The 17,383-nt window shown below is 70.3% G+C and carries 15 protein-coding genes; 3 read left to right on the forward strand and 12 right to left on the reverse strand.

The genetic code is table 11. From position 1 onward, the window contains the following. Positions 1-8: 8 nt before the first annotated feature. The 6 genes from cimA to ureA form a co-directional block, all read right to left on the reverse strand. Positions 9-1,613: a citramalate synthase gene (cimA, locus tag ACZ5CR_RS11200; protein WP_468855965.1), complete on the reverse strand. Its 1,605-nt coding sequence runs from the start codon at positions 1,611-1,613 to the stop codon at positions 9-11. A gap of 371 nt (positions 1,614-1,984) precedes the next feature. After that, positions 1,985-3,304: a hypothetical protein gene (locus ACZ5CR_RS11205; protein WP_468855967.1), complete on the reverse strand. Its 1,320-nt coding sequence runs from the start codon at positions 3,302-3,304 to the stop codon at positions 1,985-1,987. 128 nt (positions 3,305-3,432) lie between these two features. Further along, positions 3,433-4,062, reverse strand: coding sequence for a TetR/AcrR family transcriptional regulator (locus tag ACZ5CR_RS11210; protein ID WP_468855970.1), 630 nt, complete (start codon positions 4,060-4,062; stop codon positions 3,433-3,435). A gap of 14 nt (positions 4,063-4,076) precedes the next feature. Next, on the reverse strand, positions 4,077-5,114 hold the full coding sequence (locus ACZ5CR_RS11215; protein WP_468855973.1) for an agmatine deiminase family protein: 1,038 nt from the start codon (positions 5,112-5,114) through the stop codon (positions 4,077-4,079). A gap of 11 nt (positions 5,115-5,125) precedes the next feature. Further along, positions 5,126-6,814: an urease subunit alpha gene (locus tag ACZ5CR_RS11220; protein WP_468855975.1), complete on the reverse strand. Its 1,689-nt coding sequence runs from the start codon at positions 6,812-6,814 to the stop codon at positions 5,126-5,128. After that, the gene (gene ureA, locus ACZ5CR_RS11225; protein WP_468855977.1) at positions 6,811-7,581 is read right to left on the reverse strand and encodes an urease subunit gamma; all 771 of its coding nucleotides are present in this window, start codon (positions 7,579-7,581) and stop codon (positions 6,811-6,813) included. Before ureA ends, ACZ5CR_RS11220 begins: the two co-directional genes overlap by 4 nt. Positions 7,582-7,743: 162 nt before the next feature. Between ureA and ACZ5CR_RS11230 the strand changes: the two genes are divergently transcribed. Next, complete coding sequence (locus ACZ5CR_RS11230; RefSeq protein ID WP_468855980.1) at positions 7,744-9,159, forward strand: cytosine permease; 1,416 nt, start codon at positions 7,744-7,746, stop codon at positions 9,157-9,159. Here ACZ5CR_RS11230 and ACZ5CR_RS11235 read toward each other — a convergent pair. The 3 genes from ACZ5CR_RS11235 to ACZ5CR_RS11245 all read right to left on the reverse strand — a co-directional run bounded on the left by ACZ5CR_RS11235 (position 9,140) and on the right by ACZ5CR_RS11245 (position 12,494). Further along, positions 9,140-9,916 carry a class I SAM-dependent methyltransferase gene (locus ACZ5CR_RS11235; protein ID WP_468855981.1) on the reverse strand — a complete coding sequence of 259 codons (777 nt, stop codon included), beginning with the start codon at positions 9,914-9,916 and terminating at the stop codon, positions 9,140-9,142. The two genes, ACZ5CR_RS11230 and ACZ5CR_RS11235, sit on opposite strands and share 20 nt — an antisense overlap. Before the next feature lie 181 nt (positions 9,917-10,097). Beyond that, a complete protein-coding gene (locus ACZ5CR_RS11240; protein ID WP_468855983.1) occupies positions 10,098-11,201 on the reverse strand; it encodes a branched-chain amino acid aminotransferase in 1,104 nt (367 codons plus the stop codon). 243 nt (positions 11,202-11,444) lie between these two features. Beyond that, positions 11,445-12,494, reverse strand: coding sequence for a 3-isopropylmalate dehydrogenase (locus ACZ5CR_RS11245; protein WP_468855986.1), 1,050 nt, complete (start codon positions 12,492-12,494; stop codon positions 11,445-11,447). A gap of 186 nt (positions 12,495-12,680) precedes the next feature. Here ACZ5CR_RS11245 and ACZ5CR_RS11250 point away from each other — a divergent pair, with 186 nt between their 5' ends. Then, a complete protein-coding gene (locus ACZ5CR_RS11250; RefSeq protein ID WP_468855989.1) occupies positions 12,681-14,279 on the forward strand; it encodes a purple acid phosphatase family protein in 1,599 nt (532 codons plus the stop codon). Positions 14,280-14,322: 43 nt separating this feature from the next. Here the strand turns inward: ACZ5CR_RS11250 and ACZ5CR_RS11255 are convergent, their stop codons facing one another. Together ACZ5CR_RS11255 and ACZ5CR_RS11260 are read right to left on the reverse strand one after the other, a co-directional pair. Beyond that, positions 14,323-14,451 carry a hypothetical protein gene (locus ACZ5CR_RS11255; protein WP_468855992.1) on the reverse strand — a complete coding sequence of 43 codons (129 nt, stop codon included), beginning with the start codon at positions 14,449-14,451 and terminating at the stop codon, positions 14,323-14,325. A gap of 365 nt (positions 14,452-14,816) precedes the next feature. Beyond that, positions 14,817-15,386 (reverse strand): GNAT family N-acetyltransferase, encoded by a 570-nt coding sequence (locus ACZ5CR_RS11260; RefSeq protein ID WP_468856201.1) that lies wholly within the window; start codon positions 15,384-15,386, stop codon positions 14,817-14,819. Between the two features lie 150 nt (positions 15,387-15,536). Here ACZ5CR_RS11260 and ACZ5CR_RS11265 point away from each other — a divergent pair, with 150 nt between their 5' ends. Next, a complete protein-coding gene (locus ACZ5CR_RS11265; RefSeq protein WP_468855993.1) occupies positions 15,537-16,244 on the forward strand; it encodes a nitroreductase family protein in 708 nt (235 codons plus the stop codon). Here the strand turns inward: ACZ5CR_RS11265 and ACZ5CR_RS11270 are convergent. Further along, entirely contained in the window at positions 16,223-17,341 is a 1,119-nt protein-coding gene (locus tag ACZ5CR_RS11270) for an alkene reductase (RefSeq protein ID WP_468855995.1), read from the reverse strand. The genes ACZ5CR_RS11265 and ACZ5CR_RS11270 overlap by 22 nt on opposite strands. Positions 17,342-17,383 lie beyond the last annotated feature (42 nt).

Raw genomic sequence — 17,383 nt, forward strand, 5'->3', positions numbered from 1 at the left:
CCGGTTTCCTACTCCACGGGCTCGACGCCCGCCCGCAGCAGGCCGAACGTGTACGCGTCCTCCAGGGCCTGCCACGACGCCGCGATCACGTTCTCCGCCACACCCACCGTCGACCATTCCCCGTCACCGTCACTGGTGGAGATCAGCACCCGGGTCGTGGACGACGTGCCGTGCTTGCCCTCCAGGATGCGGACCTTGTAGTCGACGAGCTCCATCTTGGCGAGCTGGGGGTACATGCGCTCAAGGCCGACCCGGAGCGAGCGGTCGAGGGCGTTGACCGGGCCGTTGCCCTCCGCCGTGGCGACGATGCGCTCGCCCTTGGCCCACAGTTTCACCGTCGCCTCATTGGCGTGCGTGCCGTCGGGGCGGTCCTCCACGATGGCCCGCCAGGACTCGACGCGGAAGTAACGCCGGGCCCGGCCCTCGGCCTCCTCGCGGAGCAGCAGCTCGAAGGACGCGTCGGCGGCCTCGTACGTGTAGCCGCCCAGCTCGCGCTCCTTGACCCGCTCCACGACCCGCCCCACGAGCGCCCGGTCGTCGCCCAGGTCGATCCCGAGCTCCTTGCCCTTGAGCTCGATGGAGGCGCGCCCCGCCATGTCGGAGACCAGCATCCGGATGCGGTTGCCCACCAGGTCCGGGTCGATGTGCTGGTAGAGATCCGGGTCGACCTTGATCGCGGAGGCGTGCAGGCCCGCCTTGTGGGCGAAGGCCGAGACGCCTACGTAGGGCTGGTGCGTGGAGGGGGTGAGGTTGACGACCTCGGCGATGGCGTGCGAGACGCGGGTCATCTCGCTCAGCGAGCCCTCGGGCAGGACCCGCATGCCGTACTTGAGCTCAAGGGCGCCGACCACGGGGAAGAGGTTGGCGTTGCCGACCCGCTCGCCGTAGCCGTTGGCGGTGCACTGCACGTGGGTGGCGCCGGCGTCGACGGCCGCGAGGGTGTTGGCGACCGCGCACCCGGTGTCGTCCTGCGCGTGGATGCCCAGACGCGCGCCGGTGTCGGCGAGCACGGTGCCCACGATCGCCTGGACCTGGGCGGGGAGCATGCCGCCGTTGGTGTCGCACAGGACGACGACGTCGGCGCCCGCCTCGGAGGCCGTGCGGACGACGGACTTCGCGTACGCGGCGTTGGCGCGGTAGCCGTCGAAGAAGTGCTCGCAGTCGACGAAGACCCGACGCCCCTGGTCCACGAGGTAGGAGACGGTGTCCCGCACCATCTCCAGGTTCTCCTCCAGGGTCGTGCGCAGAGCGAGCTCGACGTGTCGGTCATGGGACTTGGCGACGAGCGTGATGACCGGGGCGCCGGACTCCAGCAGGGCGTTGACCTGCGGGTCCGTGGCCGCCGAGCCACCCGCGCGGCGCGTGGCGCCGAAGGCCACGAGCTGGGCGCGCCGGAAGGTGATCTCTTGCTGAGCGCGGGCGAAGAACTCGGTGTCGCGGGGGTTGGCGCCCGGCCAGCCGCCCTCGATGAAGCCCACGCCGAAGTCGTCCAGGTGCCGGGCGATGGTCAGCTTGTCCGCGACGGTCAGGTTGATTCCCTCGCGCTGCGCGCCGTCGCGCAGCGTGGTGTCAAAGACGTGGAACGTATCGTCGGGTGTGCTGGTTTCCGTCATGCTGATCTGGCTCCTGTGTCGGATCTCGGTCTACCGGAATGACCGGCTCCACCGCCTCAATGATCCCTCGCGCTCCGCGTCCGGCTGATGTTGGGCCAGGAAACGAAAAAACCCCTCGTGGGTACGAGAGGTTTGCGCGCGGGTCTGGAGACGACGGTGTCCGCCCGTACATGGTGGTACGAGACGGTCACTGCGGACCGGCGCGCCTGCTGCCAATAATCATGGCGAACGAGAGCACGCTGACACCCTGCCACAGCCCGGACACGCCGCGCTGCCCCGTCTCACGATGCGGGCGACGCATCCCACGCGCCGCCCGCATGACGTGCCGCCCGCATGACGTGCCGTGCCATGCCGTGCCGTGCCGTTCGGACTCAGCGCAGGTGACGCACGAAGACGTCCCTCACCTCATTGGTGTCGCCGGACACCAGATTCGTGGCGTCCGACGAGAACGCGACGGTCCTGGCGTCCGCGCTGAGCGCGTAGTGGGACAGGCTGGAGTCGGCATCGCCGCCGCCCTGCGGCACGTCCACGCGCTGGTTCTTTCCGGTGCGCAGATCGCGTACGTAGAGGGAGCCGTGGCCGGGATCGCCGGCGACGAGACCGGAGGCGTTTGAGCTGAACACGACGCGGCGGCCGTCCGGCGTGATCCGGGCCTCGGTCGAATCGCCGTCCGGCTGGCCGCCGTCGGCGTCGTACACGATCCGCTCGATGGCGTCGGTGCGCAGGTCGATGCGGAAGACGTCGTACTTCTCGTTGGTGTCCCCCGGGACCAGATCGCCCGACCGTGCGGAGAAGACGCCGTACCGCCCGTCCTTGCTCAGCGAGTCGACACCGACCTCGCGGTCGGCGCCCGACGGCGTGAGGTCGAGCCGCCTGCCCTGGCCCGCCTTCATGTCGTAGAGGTAGGTGCGGCCGTCGAGACCGGGACGCTGCTGGCCGATCGAGTAGCCGATGTGGCTGCCGTCGGCGCTCACGGTGAACTGCCCGATGAAGTACGAGGAGCTGGCGGGCCCCGTGACGATCTCGCTGATCCTCTTGGTGGTCCCCTTCTGGCGGTCGCGGACGTACACGCCGGTGTTCATCCCGTCGACGTAGTCGCCGTTCTCCTTGAGCTGCGAGACGAACGTGACGTACCGGCCGTCCGCGCTCGTCCGCGCGGGTGTCGCGCTCTCTCCGGTCACGGGCTTGTCCGCGTCCGAGAGGCTGACGAGCTCGGTCCGCTTCTTCTTGAGGTCCCGCAGGTAGATGCCGCTGTAGTAATGGCCGTCCGCGTCGTACGAGACGGCGGCGAACGTCACGTAGCGGCCGTCGGCGCTGATGGTCGACCGCTGACCCACGAAGTCGGTGAACTCGGCGCCGGAGTCCTGCACGCTGACCCGCTCGACCGTGCCGCGCCGCAGGTCACGGACGTACACATCGGGCCAGGTGTCGGTGTCGCCCGGCACGAGGTTCTTCGCCTCCGTCGAGAAGACCACGTACCTGCCGTCGGCGCTGACGTCCGGCAGCTCCGACGCCCCGTCGGCCTGTGTCCCGTCGGCGGCGACGCTGACCCGTTCGGTGCCGGGCTCGGCGTCGGGTGCCGCTGACGCGGCGGGCAGGGTGGCGGCCGTGACTGCGGCGACGAGCGCGGCGGCGGCCAGGGTGGCGCGGAGCTTGGTGCTGTTCTTGGTTCCGGGCGTGGTGCTGCGCATGGTCAAGTCCCCCGTGGTGCCGTGGTGTTGAGTGCGTGCAATGTCTGTGATGCGCGGGATGCGCTGACGGTTCCACGGGATGCTCTTACGGTTCCAGGGGACACACAATCCGCCGGAACGCGTACGACCTAGACGGGGGTGACGCGGTCCTGGGAGCCGGAGGCGAGCGCTCCGTCCAGGAACTCCCTTACGTGCGCGAGGATCTGGTCGCGGCTCGTGCCGCGCAGGCCGATCGCCACGTGGATGGAGAACCCGTCGAGCAGCGCCCGGAGCCGCGCCGCGAACCGGTCGGGGTCCAGGGCCCCGAACTCGCCCCGCGAGACGCCCTCGGCGAGCAGCGCCACCAGGTCGCGGTGCCAGGCGCTCTCGATGGCGACCTGCCGGTCGCGCTCGTCCTCGTCGGCGTTCAGGGAGCGGTTCCAGACTTCCAGCCAGAGCGTCCAGTGGGGGTCGCCCGGGGCGTCGGGGACGTACAGATCGACGTACGCGTCGAGCCGCTCGCGTGCCGTGCCCCGCCGTGCGAGCAGCCTGCCGCGCTCGGCGCCGAGAGCGGACTCGCTCCATTCCAGGGTGCGCAGGAGCAGCTCGTCCTTGGTGCGGAAGTAGTAGAGGAGGTGGCCGCTGCTCATGCCGACCTCGCGGCCGAGCGCGGCCATGGTCAGCTTCTCCAGGCCACGCTCGGCGATCATCTCCATGGCAGCGGCAAGGACGTCCTCGCGCGGTGGGGCGTTCTTCCGCGCGCGGGCCTGACCTGCCATGTCGTTCTCCTTGATCACACCTTCGGCTGCTGCTGGGTGATGCAGTGGATGCCACCGCCCCCGGCGAAGATCGTACGGGCGTCGACGAGCGTCACCGTACGGTCGGGGAAGAGGCCACGGAAGATGCCGGCCGCGATCTCGTCGTGGGTGTCGCCGAAGGCGCACAGGACGACGCCGCCGTTGCAGAGGTAATGGTTGATGTAGGAGTAGTCGACCCAGCCGTCGTCGTCCTTCAGGACGGTCGGGGCGGGCACCTCGACGATCCGCAGGGTGCGGCCGCGCGCGTCCGTCTGTCCGGTGAGGGCGGCGACGACCTCCTTGCTGACCTCGTGGTCGGGGTGGTCGGGATTCCGCTGGGAGTGGACGAGGACCACGCCGGGCGCGGCGAAGGCGGCGACGATGTCGACGTGGCCGAGGGTGCCGAAGCCGTGGCCGGGGTAGTCGGCGGTGAGGCCGCGCGGCAGCCAGATCGCCTTGGTGGTGCCGAGGCGGGCGTGGATCTCCGCCTCGACCTGCTCCTTGGTCCAGTCGGGGTTGCGCTCGGGGCCGAGCTGCACCGTCTCGGTGAGCAGGACGGTGCCCTCGCCGTCGACGTGGATGCCGCCGCCTTCGTTCACGAGCGGCGAGGTGTACGTCCGGGCTCCGGCGAGGTCGGCGACGTATGCGCCGACCTTCGCGTCGTGGTCCCAGCGGGCCCACTCCTGGGCACCCCAGCCGTTGAACGTCCAGTCGACGGCGGCCAGTCGGCCCTTGCCGCCGGTGAGGAAGGTCGGCCCGATGTCCCGCATCCAGGCGTCGTCGAGCTCACGCTCCACCACCTCGATGTCCGGGCCGAGGAGCTCGGTGGCGTACGCGGCCTGTGCGGGTCCGCAGACCACGGTGACCGGCTCGAAGCGGCGTACGGCGCGGGCGACGTTCGCCCAGGCGAGGCGGGACTCGTCCAGGCCCGAGGGGTCGTCGAAGGTCGGGTTGGGGCACGGCCACGCCATCCAGGTGCGCTCGTGCGGGGCCCACTCGGCGGGCATGCGGAAGCCGTCGGCAGCAGCGCTCATGACGTACACCCTTAAAGGAAGTAGAGGCGGTTGAGGGAGACCGATTCGGCGGGCTCGGAGCGGACCGGGTCACCGTCGAGCGTGACGAGACCGGAGCGCTGGTCGACGTCGATGGAGCCGGTACGCGAATTGAGGCGCAGGTCGGCGGGCCCGATGCCCCGGGTGCCCCGCACGGCGACCCTGCGCCGCCGGGTCGGCATCGTGTCGTTGCCCTGGTCGACGGCGGCCTGTGCGACGAAGGCCACCGAGATGTCGGCGGGCGTCGCGCCGTACGACCCGAACTGCGGCCCGAGGACGAGCGGCTCGCACGTGTCGGTCGCGGCGTTCGGATCACCCACGACCCCGTACGCGGGGAAGCCGGACTTCAGCACCAACTGCGGCTTGGCGCCGAAGAATTCGGGCCGCCAGAGCACGACGTCGGCCATCTTGCCGACCTCGATGGAGCCGACCTCGTGGGCGAGGCCGTGGGCGATGGCGGGGTTGATGGTCAGCTTGGCCATGTAGCGCAGGACGCGCGCGTTGTCGTCGCCGTCGCCGTCGCCGTCCATGGGGCCGAGCTCGGCCTTCATCTTCCCGGCCATGGCGAAGGTCCTGCGTACGGTCTCTCCCGCGCGCCCCATGCCCTGCGCGTCCGACGAGGTGATCCCGATGGCGCCCAGGTCGTGCAGCACGTCCTCGGCGCCCATGGTCCCGGCGCGGATGCGGTCGCGGGCCATGGCGGCGTCGCCCGGCAGGTCGGTCTTCAGGTCGTGGACGGAGACGATCATCCCGTAGTGCTCGGCGACCGCGTCACGTCCGAAGGGCAGTGTGGGGTTGGTGGAGGAGCCGATCACATTCGGCACGCCCGCCATCTTCAGGACGTTCGGTACGTGTCCGCCGCCGCAGCCCTCGATGTGGAAGGCGTGGATGGTCCGCCCTTCCAACACCTTCAGCGTGTCCTCGACGGACAGGCACTCGTTCAATCCATCGCTGTGCAGGGCGACTTGGACGTCATGCTCCTCGGCGACCCGCAGCGCGGTGTCCAACGCGCGCGTATGGGCGCCCATGTCCTCGTGCACCTTGAAGCCCGACGCGCCGCCCTCGGCGAGGGCCTCGATCAGCGGGGCGTCGTGCGAGGACGAACCCCGGCCCAGGAAGCCGATGTTGACCGGCCAGGCGTCGAAGGCGTTGAACGCGTGCCGCAGCGCCCACGGGGAGTTGACGCCGACACCCCACACGGGGCCGAATTCCTGGCCGATGATCGTGGTGACGCCGGAGGCGAGCGAGGCCTCCATGATGCGCGGCGAGAGCAGATGGACGTGGGTGTCCACGGCTCCGGCGGTGGCGATGAGCCCCTCCCCCGACACGATGGACGTGCCGGTGCCGACCACGACGTCGACCCCGTCGAGGGTGTCGGGGTTGCCCGCCCGCCCGATGGCGTGGATACGGCCTTCCCGGATACCGATCGACACCTTGCGGATGCCCTGCACGGCGTCGATCACCAGCACATTGCTGATCACGACGTCACAGGTCTCGCGGACGGCGGCGGCCTTCAGATGCAGTCCGTCACGGGCCGTCTTGCCGAACCCGGCGAGGAACTCCTCGCCGTACTTCTGCGCGTCGGACTCCACCCGGACGGTCAGGCCCGAGTCGCCGAGCCGGACGCGGTCGCCCGCGCGGGGTCCGTGTGTGGCCGCGTACGCGTACGGATCGATGCTCATCGGCCGACTCCTCCCTCTGCTCCGTCTGCTCCGTCTGCTCCTTGGCCAGCTGTTCGGTCTGCTCCTTGCCCAGCTGTTCGGTCGGCTCCCAGATAGCCGCAGGCCACGGCCCTGCGCAGGGCCTCTTCCTTGGCGCCGGGCGCGTCGAGCGCGCCGTCCACCAGACCGGCGAAGCCGATCGCGACGCGCTCACCGCCGATCGGCACGAGCCCGACCTCGACGCTCTCGCCGGGGCCGAAGCGGACGGAGGACCCTGCGGGCACCGCGAGCCGCATGCCGTAGGCGGCGAAGCGGTCGAAGTCGAGCCGGGGGTTGGCCTCGAAGAGGTGGAAGTGCGAGGTCACGGAGACGGGGACGGTAGCGGTGTTGTGCACGGTGAGCGTCGCGACGGGCGCGAGCTCCGTGTGCGGCGGCCCGGGGAGCAGCGCTCCCGGGGCCGCACCGCCGAGCCCCACCCCGTCCCCCGCTCCGATCGGCTGTGAGACGACCGCGAGCCGGGACCCGTCGTCGAAGACGGCCTCCACATGCACCTCGGTCACCACGTCCGCCACACCCGGCAGGACGTCGTCGGGGCCCAGGACCGAGCGGGCCCGCTCGATCGCCTCGGCGAGCCTGGCCCCGTCGCGGGCCGCCTCGCACACCGTGTCCGCGATCAGCGCGGTCGCCTCGGGGACGTTGAGTCTGAGGCCGCGCGCCTTGCGGGCCCTGGCCAGCTCGGCCGCCCCGAAGAGCAGCAGCCGGTCGCGTTCCGTGGGGGTAAGCCGCACGCCACCACACCTCCATCATTTGAATGCCACTCTAACCACGAGATCAACCCAGCGGAAACATTGACGTACGAGCATGCCTCAGGTCACATTGAGCGGCACTCAAACAATCGGACGGCGGCCTGTGTGCGCAGGCGGCCACGATCGAGCGTCAGGGGCACCCTCATGCCGATAGAACAGCGCGGAGTCGACACCATCCCGGACGGGGAACGCACCAGCGGCCCCCGCGATCTCATCTCGATCCTGCTCGGCTCCAACCTCTGCCTCGGGGTGATCGTCTTCGGCTGGCTGCCGGTGTCGTTCGGCCTCGGCTGGTGGGCGTCGATCACCTCGGTGGTGGCGGGCACGGTGCTCGGCACGGCCCTCACCGCACCTCTCGCCCTGGTCTCGCTCCGCACGGGCACGAACCTCTCCACCTCCTCCGGCGCGCAGTTCGGCGTCCGGGGCCGTCTGGTCGGCTCGATCGTCGGCCTCCTGCTCTCCCTCGGCTACACCGCGCTGACCGTCTGGATCGGCGGTGACGTGATGGTGGGCGTCCTGCACCGTCTGATCGGGCTCCCGGCGGGCGGCCTCTCGTACGGGATCGTGTACGCGCTTCTCGCCGCCGCGACGGTGACGGGCGCGGTGTACGGATACCGGGTCCTGCTGCGCCTCTCGCGCGTCCTCGCGGTCGGCATGACGGCGCTGCTGATCCTCGGGGTGGTGGCGTACGCCCCCGACTTCACGACGTCGTCGCTCCCTCAGGCAGGCGGCTACCTCCTGGGCTCGTTCTGGCCGACGTGGCTCCTCGCCCTGGTGGCGGCGGGTCTGAGCGGCCCCATCGCGTTCATCACGCTCCTGGGCGACTACACGCGTTACGTCTCGCCCACCCGGCACAGCTCGCGCACGGTCCTTCGGGCGTCATGGATCGGCCTGCTGGCCGGGCTCCTGGTCCCCCAGCTCTTCGGTACGTTCACGGCGTACGCGGCGGGGGCGGCGCTCGACTACGCGGGCCCGCTGGTCTCGGCGTCCCCCATCTGGTACTTGATCCCGCTCCTGCTCGCCGCGTCGGCGGGCTCGGTGGGCAACGCGGGCCTGATGCTGTACTCGATGGGCCTCGACCTGGACGCGATCCTGCCGCGGGCGTCGCGGGCCCGGGCGACGTACACGGTGGCGGTGGTCGCCACGGGGTGCGTGTTCGTGGGCCACTACGCGTGGGAGGCCCAGGACGCGATGACGTCCTTCGTGCTGCTCCTGACGGCGATCGGCACCCCCTGGGCGGTGATCACCCTGGTCGGCTTCGCGCGCTGCGGGGGCGTCTACGACGCAGAGGCGCTCCAGGTCTTCAACCGCCGTTCCAGGGGCGGGGTCTACTGGTACCGCGCGGGCTGGAACATCCCGGCGACGGTGAGCTGGGCCCTTGGCGCGGTGGTCGGCCTGGCCGCGGTCTCCCTCCCCTCCTACGAGGGCCCGCTGCTCTCCCTCACCGGCGGGGTGGACTGCAGTTTCCTGCTGTCGGGCGTGGTGGGCGGGCTGACGTACGTGATCCTGGAGCGAAGGCAGGCGCCCGAACCCGCGGCGGTCAGCGTGCCGACGCCGTGATCAGCTCGTGCAGATAGCGCTTGACGATGACACCGCCGTACGTGCCTTCGATCAACGCCCGTACGCACCCGAGCAGTCCGTCCCGCGTCGGGTCATCGAGGGCGCGGTGCCCCGAGTAGGTGCGCAGGACGTCGATGTACTGATCGGCGGTGTAAGTGATGTCCCGCACGAAGCGCCGCACGGTGACCGGCCCAAGGCCGTCCGCGCGGTCCAGCTCCCCCGTGTCGCTGTGGACGGTGCTCTCCGCGGGCAGCCGCAGGCCCGGCTCGGTGGCGTCGGGGTCCCACCGCTCGTAGCACCCTTGGACGTCGACCCAGAACTCCGCACTGCCACCCGCGACATGCTCGGTGGTGACGACCGCGAGCGTCCCGCCGGGCCGCAGAGCCGCCCTCATCCTGGGCACCCGCACGGCGGGGTCGAGCCAGTGGAAGGCGGTCGCACAGACGACCAGGTCGTACGGTTTTGGGGGCAACGCCCACGCTTCGAACTCGGCCACTTCCACGTGGGCCCGGGGATACGGAGCGAGGTTGCGGCGGGCCACGGCGGCGAGGGCGGGGCCCAGCTCTACGCCGGTGAGGGTGCTGCCGGTCGCTGCGAGCGGCACGGTCAACTGCCCGGTACCGGGAGCGATCTCAAGCACCCGGCTGCCACGGCCCAGGCCCGCCTGCCCGACCAACTCCTCGACCAACTCGGACGGATACCGGGGCCGGGCCCGCTCATACAGCTCGGCGTCCCCGTCAAAGATCCCACGCAGCATCCCCCCACTGTCCCACCGCGGGTCTCTCCATGCGGGCCTCTCCCAGCCACCCACCCGACACACCCCGCGTCGCGGACGGCGGGCGGGCGGGCACGTACAGCCCGGGGTGGGGACAGCGCGAAGGCCGGGCCCGGAAGGTCACTTCCGGGTCCGGCCCTCACTCACGTACGCGGCTAAGCCCTCAGCCGAGATCATGCATCCAGCCGTGCCGGTCCTTCGCCGTGCCGCGCTGCACGTCGAGCAGCGCCTCGCGCAGCTTCATCGTGACCGGGCCCGGCTCGCCGCCGCTCTGGGTCCATTCGCCCGAACGGCACTTGACCGTACCCACGGGAGTGATCACGGCCGCCGTGCCGCACGCGAAGACCTCCGTCAGCGTGCCGTCGGCCGTGTCCGCCTGCCACTGGTCGATCGAGACCCGCGACTCCTCCGAGGAGTAACCCAGGTCGCGGGCGACCGTGAGCAGCGAGTCACGGGTGATTCCGGCGAGCAGCGAGCCCGTCAAGGTCGGCGTCACGATCTTGTCCCCGTACACGAAGTACAGGTTCATCCCGCCGAGCTCCTCGACCCACTTGTGCTCCACGGCGTCCAGGTAGGCCACCTGGTCGCAGCCCTTCTCCGCGGCCTCGGCCTGCGCGAGCAGGGACGCCGCGTAGTTGCCGCCGGTCTTGGCGTCGCCCACGCCACCGGGGACGGCCCGCACGCGGTCCTCCGACAGCCAGATCGAGACGGGCTTGACGCCACCGGGGAAGTACGCGCCCGCGGGCGAGGCGATGACGATGAAGAGGTACTCGTTGGCCGGCTTCACACCGAGACCGACCTCACTCGCGATCATGAACGGACGCAGGTAGAGCGACTCCTCGCCACCGTGCTCCGGCACCCACGCCTTGTCCGCCTTCACCAGCGCGTCGCACGCCTCGATGAACGTCTCGACCGGCAGCTCCGGCATCGCGAGTCGCCGCGCCGACCGCTGGAAGCGCTCCGCGTTGGCCTCGGGGCGGAAGGAGGCGACCGAGCCGTCGGGGCGGCGGTAGGCCTTGAGGCCCTCGAAGATCTCCTGCGCGTAGTGCAGGACGTTGGTCGCCGGGTCGAGCGAGAGCGGGCCGTACGGCGTGAGCTGACCGTCGTGCCAGCCCCGGCCCTCGGTCCACTTGATCGTCACCATGTGATCGGTGAAGTGGCGACCGAACCCGGGATTGGCCAGGATCGCCTCGCGCTCCGCCCTGGACAGCGGGCTCGAGGTGGGCTTGAGCTCGATCGTGGTTGTCGGCGTCGGCGTCGTCGTCATGAGTACTAGTCCTTCACGGTGTGATGGTGACGGACCGCGCTCACGCCCGTACGTCTCGTACTAGGACGTCCGAGTAACCCTGCATTCCGCGGTCCCACGTTCGATTATCGCTCGCGTGGCTCCGAGGACGAAACAGCGTGAATGCGGCCCAGGGGTCGATGGTGGCACCCGGAGCCGCATACGAGAAGCCGCCGGGTCGTGAACCGGACCCGGCGGCTGCTGTGATTTCAGTGAGCTACCGGGTCAGCCCGCTACTCGTACGGCGAGCGCGTCGCCGATCGCTTCGGTGCTGCGGACCGTGTCGCCGCGCTCCGAGAGGTCGGCGGAGACGGCGGCCTCGATGCGCCCCGCCTCGTCCTCGTGACCGAGGTGACGCAGGAGCAGCGCGACGGACAGGACGGTGGCCGACGGGTCGGCCTTGCCCTGGCCCGCGATGTCCGGCGCCGAGCCGTGCACGGGCTCGAACATGGACGGGAACTCGCGGCTCGGGTTGATGTTCCCGGAGGCCGCGACGCCGATGCCGCCGGAGACGGCCGCGGCGAGGTCGGTGATGATGTCGCCGAAGAGGTTGTCGGTGACGATCACGTCGAACCGCGCGGGGTCGGTGACGAGGAAGATCGTCGCCGCGTCCACGTGGAGGTAGTCGGTGGTGACGTCGGGGAACTCCTTCGCCACCTTGTTGAACACGTTCGTCCAGAGGTGACCGGCGTACGCGAGGACGTTGTTCTTGTGGACCAGCGTCAGCTTCTTGCGCGGGCGGGCCTGGGCGCGGGCGAAGGCGTCACGGACCACGCGCTCCACACCGAAGGCGGTGTTGACGGAGACCTCGGTGGCGATCTCGTGCGGGGTGCCCTGGCGGATGGTGCCGCCGTTGCCCGTGTAGGGGCCTTCGGTTCCTTCGCGTACGACGATGAAGTCGATCTCGGGCTGGCCCTTGAGGGGGGTCGAGACACCCGGGAGCAGCTTCGAGGGCCGCAGGTTGACGTGGTGGTCGAAGAGGAAGCGGAGCTTCAGCAGGAAGCCGCGCTCCAGGACGCCGGACGGGACCGAGGGGTCGCCGATCGCGCCGAGGAGGATCGCGTCGTGCTGCTTGAGGGCATCGACGTCGGCGTCGGTGAGGGTCTCACCGGAGGCGTGGTAGCGCTTGGCGCCGAAGTCGAACTCCTTGGTCTCCAGCTTCACATCCTGCGGGAGGACGGCGTTGAGGACCTTGAGCCCCTGGGCCACGACTTCCGGGCCGATTCCATCACCGGGGATCACTGCGAGATTGAGGATGCGAGAGCTTGCCGACATGCGAGAAGCGTACGCCTCGTCCCACGGGATGACACACGCAGTCCGACATGCGGACACTCCTGGTCACGCCGCCGACCACGCCGTTGGCGACGCCGTTGGCGACGCCGCGCGCAGGCAACCGCATGGACACCCGGTCTTCACCCTCAGGCCTGGTGGGAGTTGGGGGCCACTGGGAAGTTCCCTTTCATGGACACCCCCGATGTCGGCATACCGGAGCGGCTCGCGGCCGCGATGAGCATGCCGGAGCAGCACGCGTACCTGCGCAAGAAGCTCTCGCGCCGCAAGGTCCTCGCCAGTTCGTTCGCCACCGCGGGCACGGTCGGCGGCATCGGCCTGCTCGCCGGAAGTTCGGGGAGCGCGCACGGCGGGGGCGTGTCGGCGTCGGGCCCGCTCGCCGCGCCGTCCGCGCCGTCCGGGCCCGTCAAGGTCGACGGCAGACTCGTGGCGCCCTTCGCCCGGCATCTCGCCTTCGGGGCCGACCCGAAGACGCAGATGCGGGTCTCCTGGCAGGTGCCGCTCGCGGTCAAGTCCCCTTATCTGCGCGTGGGGTCGAAGCCCTGGGAGCTGAGCCGGAAGATCGAGGCCGAGGTCCGTGATCTGCACACGCCGTCCCTGTCGAAGAAACTGCCCGCCGTCGAGCAGTACTACCTGCACGCCGCGCTCGACGGACTCAGCCCCGGCACGACGTACTACTACGGCGTCGGCCACGAGGGCTTCGACCCGGCGTCGCCCGAGCGCCTCGCGACGATCGGCTCCTTCCGCACGGCACCGGCGCAGGCGCAGAACTTCGTCTTCACGGCCTTCGGCGATCAGGGCGTGAGCTATCACGCGCTCGCCAACGACCAGTTGATCCTGGGCCAGAACCCGTCCTTCCACCTGCACGCGGGCGACATCTGTTACGCCGACACCACCGGGCACGGCGAGGAGTCCGACACGTACGACGCGCGCGTGTGGGACACCTTCCTCGCGCAGACGGAGTCGGTGGCGAAGTCGGTCCCGTGGATGGTGACGACCGGCAACCACGACATGGAGGCGTGGTACTCGCCCAACGGCTACGGCGGCCAGTCCGCCCGCTGGTCACTCCCCGAGAGCGGCTTCGACCCGAAGAACGCGCCCGGCGTCTACTCCTTCACGTACGGCAACGTCGGCGTCGTCGCGCTCGACGCGAACGACGTCTCGTACGAGATCCCCGCCAACAAGGGCTACACGGACGGCAGACAGACCGCCTGGCTGGACAAGCGCCTGGGCGAGCTGCGGGCCGACGGCACGATCGACTTCATCGTCGTCTTCTTCCACCACTGCATGTACTCGACGGCGAGGCACGCCTCGGACGGCGGGGTGCGCGACGCGTGGCTCCAGCTGTTCACCAAGCACCAGGTGGACCTGGTCGTCAACGGCCACAACCACGTCTACGAACGGACCGACGCCGTCAAGGGCGGCGAGGTCGGCAAGCCCGTGCCGGTCGGCGCGTCGACCGATCCGACGCGCGACGGCATCGTGTACGTCACCGCGGGCGGCGCGGGCAAGGACCTCTACGACTTCCCGGCGGGCGTGCGCGACAGCTACGAGGGAAACGTCGACGACCGCGACGCGATCGAGTCGTTCCACTGGACGAAGTCGCGCCGGCCCGAACCGGACACGGTGGAGTGGTCACGGGTGCGGTACACCGGCTTCTCGTTCCTCGCGGTGGAGGTGACGGCCGGCGCGAACCCGAAGCTGACGGTCACCGCGCTCGCGGAGAGCGGAGAACGCGTGGACCACTTCGACGTGGTGCGCGGAAAGTAGGGAGAAGCCCGGACAGAAGCAGGGACGTGGAAGCGCGGGCGGGTCAGTGACCCGTCTCGCCGCCGTTGTCCCTGCGGTCGAGGGCTCGCTGCAGGGCCGCGGCGGCGTTCCTGCGCTCGGAATCGCTGGTACGGGGGGCGTGGCGGACTCGGCGTGCGGTCGTCTCGGCCATGGGAGATCCACTCCTTGGAAGAAGGAAGTTTTCGAGACGCCGGAGGGGCGGGGAGCCAAGGAGCGACAGGGGTTGCCTGCGTGGAGCTCCGGCTCACGACCGCCATTCGCTTGGTCGAGCGAGACGTTCGGCTTCTACAAAGCTAAGCGAGGACGGAGCGTCTGTCTCCACAATTACTCGGACTTCCTACTATCTGAGACGACCTTCACTCTCCGTCACCCTCCGTCGTCCTTCTGGCAGCTCTGAGCTATCGGTGACGCGGGCGGGGGGGATGTGGGCGCGGACAGCGACGGTGGAGACCTGCCTCCGGAATGGGAGCGCGGGCATGATCGCCGCGCGACGGGAGCCGCGGAGGCGCTAGGCCTCTAGAAGACGTCCCCGTCGCGCCAGTCGATGAGGAGTTCGTGCACCGGGTCGAGGTGGGCGCCCCAGAGGAGCGGGGGCTCCTCGTCGGGCATGTGGACCACGCCGGTCGGGCCGAGTGTGCCGACCGCGCCCTTCCACTCCTGCCAGCCGCGCGCGAGGTAGAGCCGCTGACCCTCGTCCGACGCCGAGAGGGCGCCGAGCGCGTACGCCCGGTCGATCACCCGCTCCAGAGCGCCCATCACCCGCCCGCCCAGCCCCTGTCGCTGCCGGTCCGGACGGACGGCGACCGCTTCGACGTAACCAGTGCGCAGTGAACGGCCGTGGTGCAGGATCCGGCGCTGGACCACGGAGCCGTGCGCGAGGAGCAGGCCGGAGTCGTCGTGCACGAGGGCGTGCACGCCGCCGAGGCCGTGGTCCCAGTCCTGGTCGCTGAAGTCCCCGTCGAACGCCTCGTCCATCAACGCGCGGGCGGCGCCGAGTTCGGCGGGGTCGAGATCGCAGGTATGGGCCGTGCGCAACGTGGTCACCCATCCACCGTACTCAGGCGATATCTGAATACGCACCCCGATATGCCGCCCGCTCGACGGCGGCCTTCGGGGTCCTCGCACACCGGCCGCGACGGTTCCACGGGCTGTATCTGGCCCTGCCGGGCGTCGGATTCACGACCGGGCCCTCATTGATCGTGACGGGACGGAGCCGACCGGGGCACACTCGTGAACATGGCTGACGAGACCGCAGAACGACCCTGGACCCCCATCCACGGCGAGCCCTACCGCTCCGTCCCCTACCGCCCCGAGCGCATGCCCGCGACCGAATCCCTCGTGCACGCCGCCGAGTTGAGGTCGCGGATGCAGGAGCGGCGGACCGTACGGCAGTTCGCGCCGGACCCGGTGCCCCCGCAGGTCGTGCGGGACGCCATCGCGTGCGCGGCGACGGCGCCGTCCGGCGCGCACCAGCAACCGTGGACGTTCGTCCTCGTCCAGGACCCGGAGATACGCCGCCTGATCCGCGAGGCCGCCGAGCACGAGGAGCAGATCTCGTACGACGGCCGTCTCGGCGAGGAGTGGCTCGCGGCGCTGCGCCCCCTCGGCACGGACGAGGTGAAGCCGCATCTGACGGACGCGCCCGCGCTCGTCGTGGTCTTCCAGCAGCGCTACTGGCTCGGCGACGACGGCGCCAAGCACAAGCACTACTACGTCGACGAGTCGGTCGGCATAGCCGTGGGGATGCTGCTGTCCGCGCTGCACCTGTCGGGCCTCGCCGCGCTGATCCACACCCCGAGCCCGATGCGGTTCCTGTCGCAGGTGCTCGGCCGCCCGGAGAACGAGAAGGCGTTCGCGGTGATCCCCGTGGGCTATCCGGCGCCGGACTGCCAGGTCCCCGATCTCGTACGGAAATCGCTGGATCAGGTCCTGGTGGAGGTCTGAGCGCCCACCAGCGCACGCTCCATGAAGGGGTAGTCGGTGTACCCCTCGGCCCCGTGGGTGTAGAGGTGCGCCGCGTCGATCTCCTGGAGAGGCGCGCCCGCGGCGAACCGCTCCGGCAGGTCGGGATTGGAGATGAACGCCCGCCCGTACGACACGAGGTCCGCCAGGCCTTCGGCCAGCACCGCCTCGCCCGCGTCGCGCGTGGTCGGGTCGCCGTTCTCGCCGACGTTGCCGATGAGGGTGCCGTGCCAGTGGGGGCGCAGGTCGGTGAGGGCGGGGTAGCTGTCGTTGTCGGTGAGGTGGAGGTAGGCGAGACCGAGGCCGTCGATCTCGTCGAGCAGCGCGCGGTAGACGGGGCCGGGGTCGGCCTCCGCCATGCCGAACTGCGGGTTGCCCGGCGAGAGGCGCAGGCCCAGGCGCTCGGCTCCGATGGCGTCGGCGACGGCGCGCACGACCTCGACGGCGAAGCGGATGCGGTCGGCGATCGAGTTCCGGCCGTACTCGTCGTCGCGGAAGTTGGTGTTGTCGGCGAGGAACTGGTGGATCAAGTAGCTGTTGGCGCCGTGGAGTTCGACGCCGTCGAAGCCCGCGGCGATGGCATTGCGGGCGGCGGTGACGTGATCGCGCACGGCGGTGTGGATCTCGTCGCGGGTCATCGCGCGCGGGACGACCGGATCGGCCTTCCCGCCGCCGCTCACATGGACACGGCCAGGGACGAGCACCGCGGACGGCCCCGCGGGAAGGTCGCCGTCGATCCGGGCCAGCGGGTGGCCCTTGCGGCCACCGTGCATGAGCTGGGCGTAGATCCTGCCGCCCGCCCCGTGCACCGCCTCGGTCACCGCACGCCAGCCGGCGATGTGGGCGGGGGTCTCCAGACCCGGGATCCGCCAGTCGCTCTGGCCGCTGCTCGCGGGCCAGATGCCCTCGGTGACGATGAGGCCCGCGCTCGCGCGCTGGGCGTAGTGGTCGGCGACGACGGGCAGCGGGGTGCCGTCCTCAGCCGCCCGGTGGCGGGACATGGGCGCCATCACGATGCGGTTGGGGAGGTGGCCGATGGGGCCCCCGGAATACGGTGCGAGAAGCGAAATGTTCGTCATGCCGAGAAGGTAGAAGCTGACACTGGTGTCAGATTCAAGTGC

The sequence above is a fragment of the Streptomyces sp. NPDC031274 genome, from assembly GCF_055570235.1.

What these genes read in the sequence shown, in the direction of transcription:
- cimA (WP_468855965.1), bottom strand. Translation starts at nt 1,613, where the DNA reads ATGACGGAAACCAGCACACCCGACGATACGTTCCACGTCTTTGACACC.
- ACZ5CR_RS11205 (WP_468855967.1), bottom strand. Translation starts at nt 3,304, where the DNA reads ATGCGCAGCACCACGCCCGGAACCAAGAACAGCACCAAGCTCCGCGCC.
- ACZ5CR_RS11210 (WP_468855970.1), bottom strand. Translation starts at nt 4,062, where the DNA reads ATGGCAGGTCAGGCCCGCGCGCGGAAGAACGCCCCACCGCGCGAGGAC.
- ACZ5CR_RS11215 (WP_468855973.1), bottom strand. Translation starts at nt 5,114, where the DNA reads ATGAGCGCTGCTGCCGACGGCTTCCGCATGCCCGCCGAGTGGGCCCCG.
- ACZ5CR_RS11220 (WP_468855975.1), bottom strand. Translation starts at nt 6,814, where the DNA reads ATGAGCATCGATCCGTACGCGTACGCGGCCACACACGGACCCCGCGCG.
- ACZ5CR_RS11230 (WP_468855980.1), top strand. Translation starts at nt 7,744, where the DNA reads ATGCCGATAGAACAGCGCGGAGTCGACACCATCCCGGACGGGGAACGC.
- ACZ5CR_RS11235 (WP_468855981.1), bottom strand. Translation starts at nt 9,916, where the DNA reads ATGCTGCGTGGGATCTTTGACGGGGACGCCGAGCTGTATGAGCGGGCC.
- ACZ5CR_RS11240 (WP_468855983.1), bottom strand. Translation starts at nt 11,201, where the DNA reads ATGACGACGACGCCGACGCCGACAACCACGATCGAGCTCAAGCCCACC.
- ACZ5CR_RS11245 (WP_468855986.1), bottom strand. Translation starts at nt 12,494, where the DNA reads ATGTCGGCAAGCTCTCGCATCCTCAATCTCGCAGTGATCCCCGGTGAT.
- ACZ5CR_RS11250 (WP_468855989.1), top strand. Translation starts at nt 12,681, where the DNA reads ATGGACACCCCCGATGTCGGCATACCGGAGCGGCTCGCGGCCGCGATG.
- ACZ5CR_RS11255 (WP_468855992.1), bottom strand. Translation starts at nt 14,451, where the DNA reads ATGGCCGAGACGACCGCACGCCGAGTCCGCCACGCCCCCCGTACCAGC.
- ACZ5CR_RS11265 (WP_468855993.1), top strand. Translation starts at nt 15,537, where the DNA reads ATGGCTGACGAGACCGCAGAACGACCCTGGACCCCCATCCACGGCGAG.
- ACZ5CR_RS11270 (WP_468855995.1), bottom strand. Translation starts at nt 17,341, where the DNA reads ATGACGAACATTTCGCTTCTCGCACCGTATTCCGGGGGCCCCATCGGC.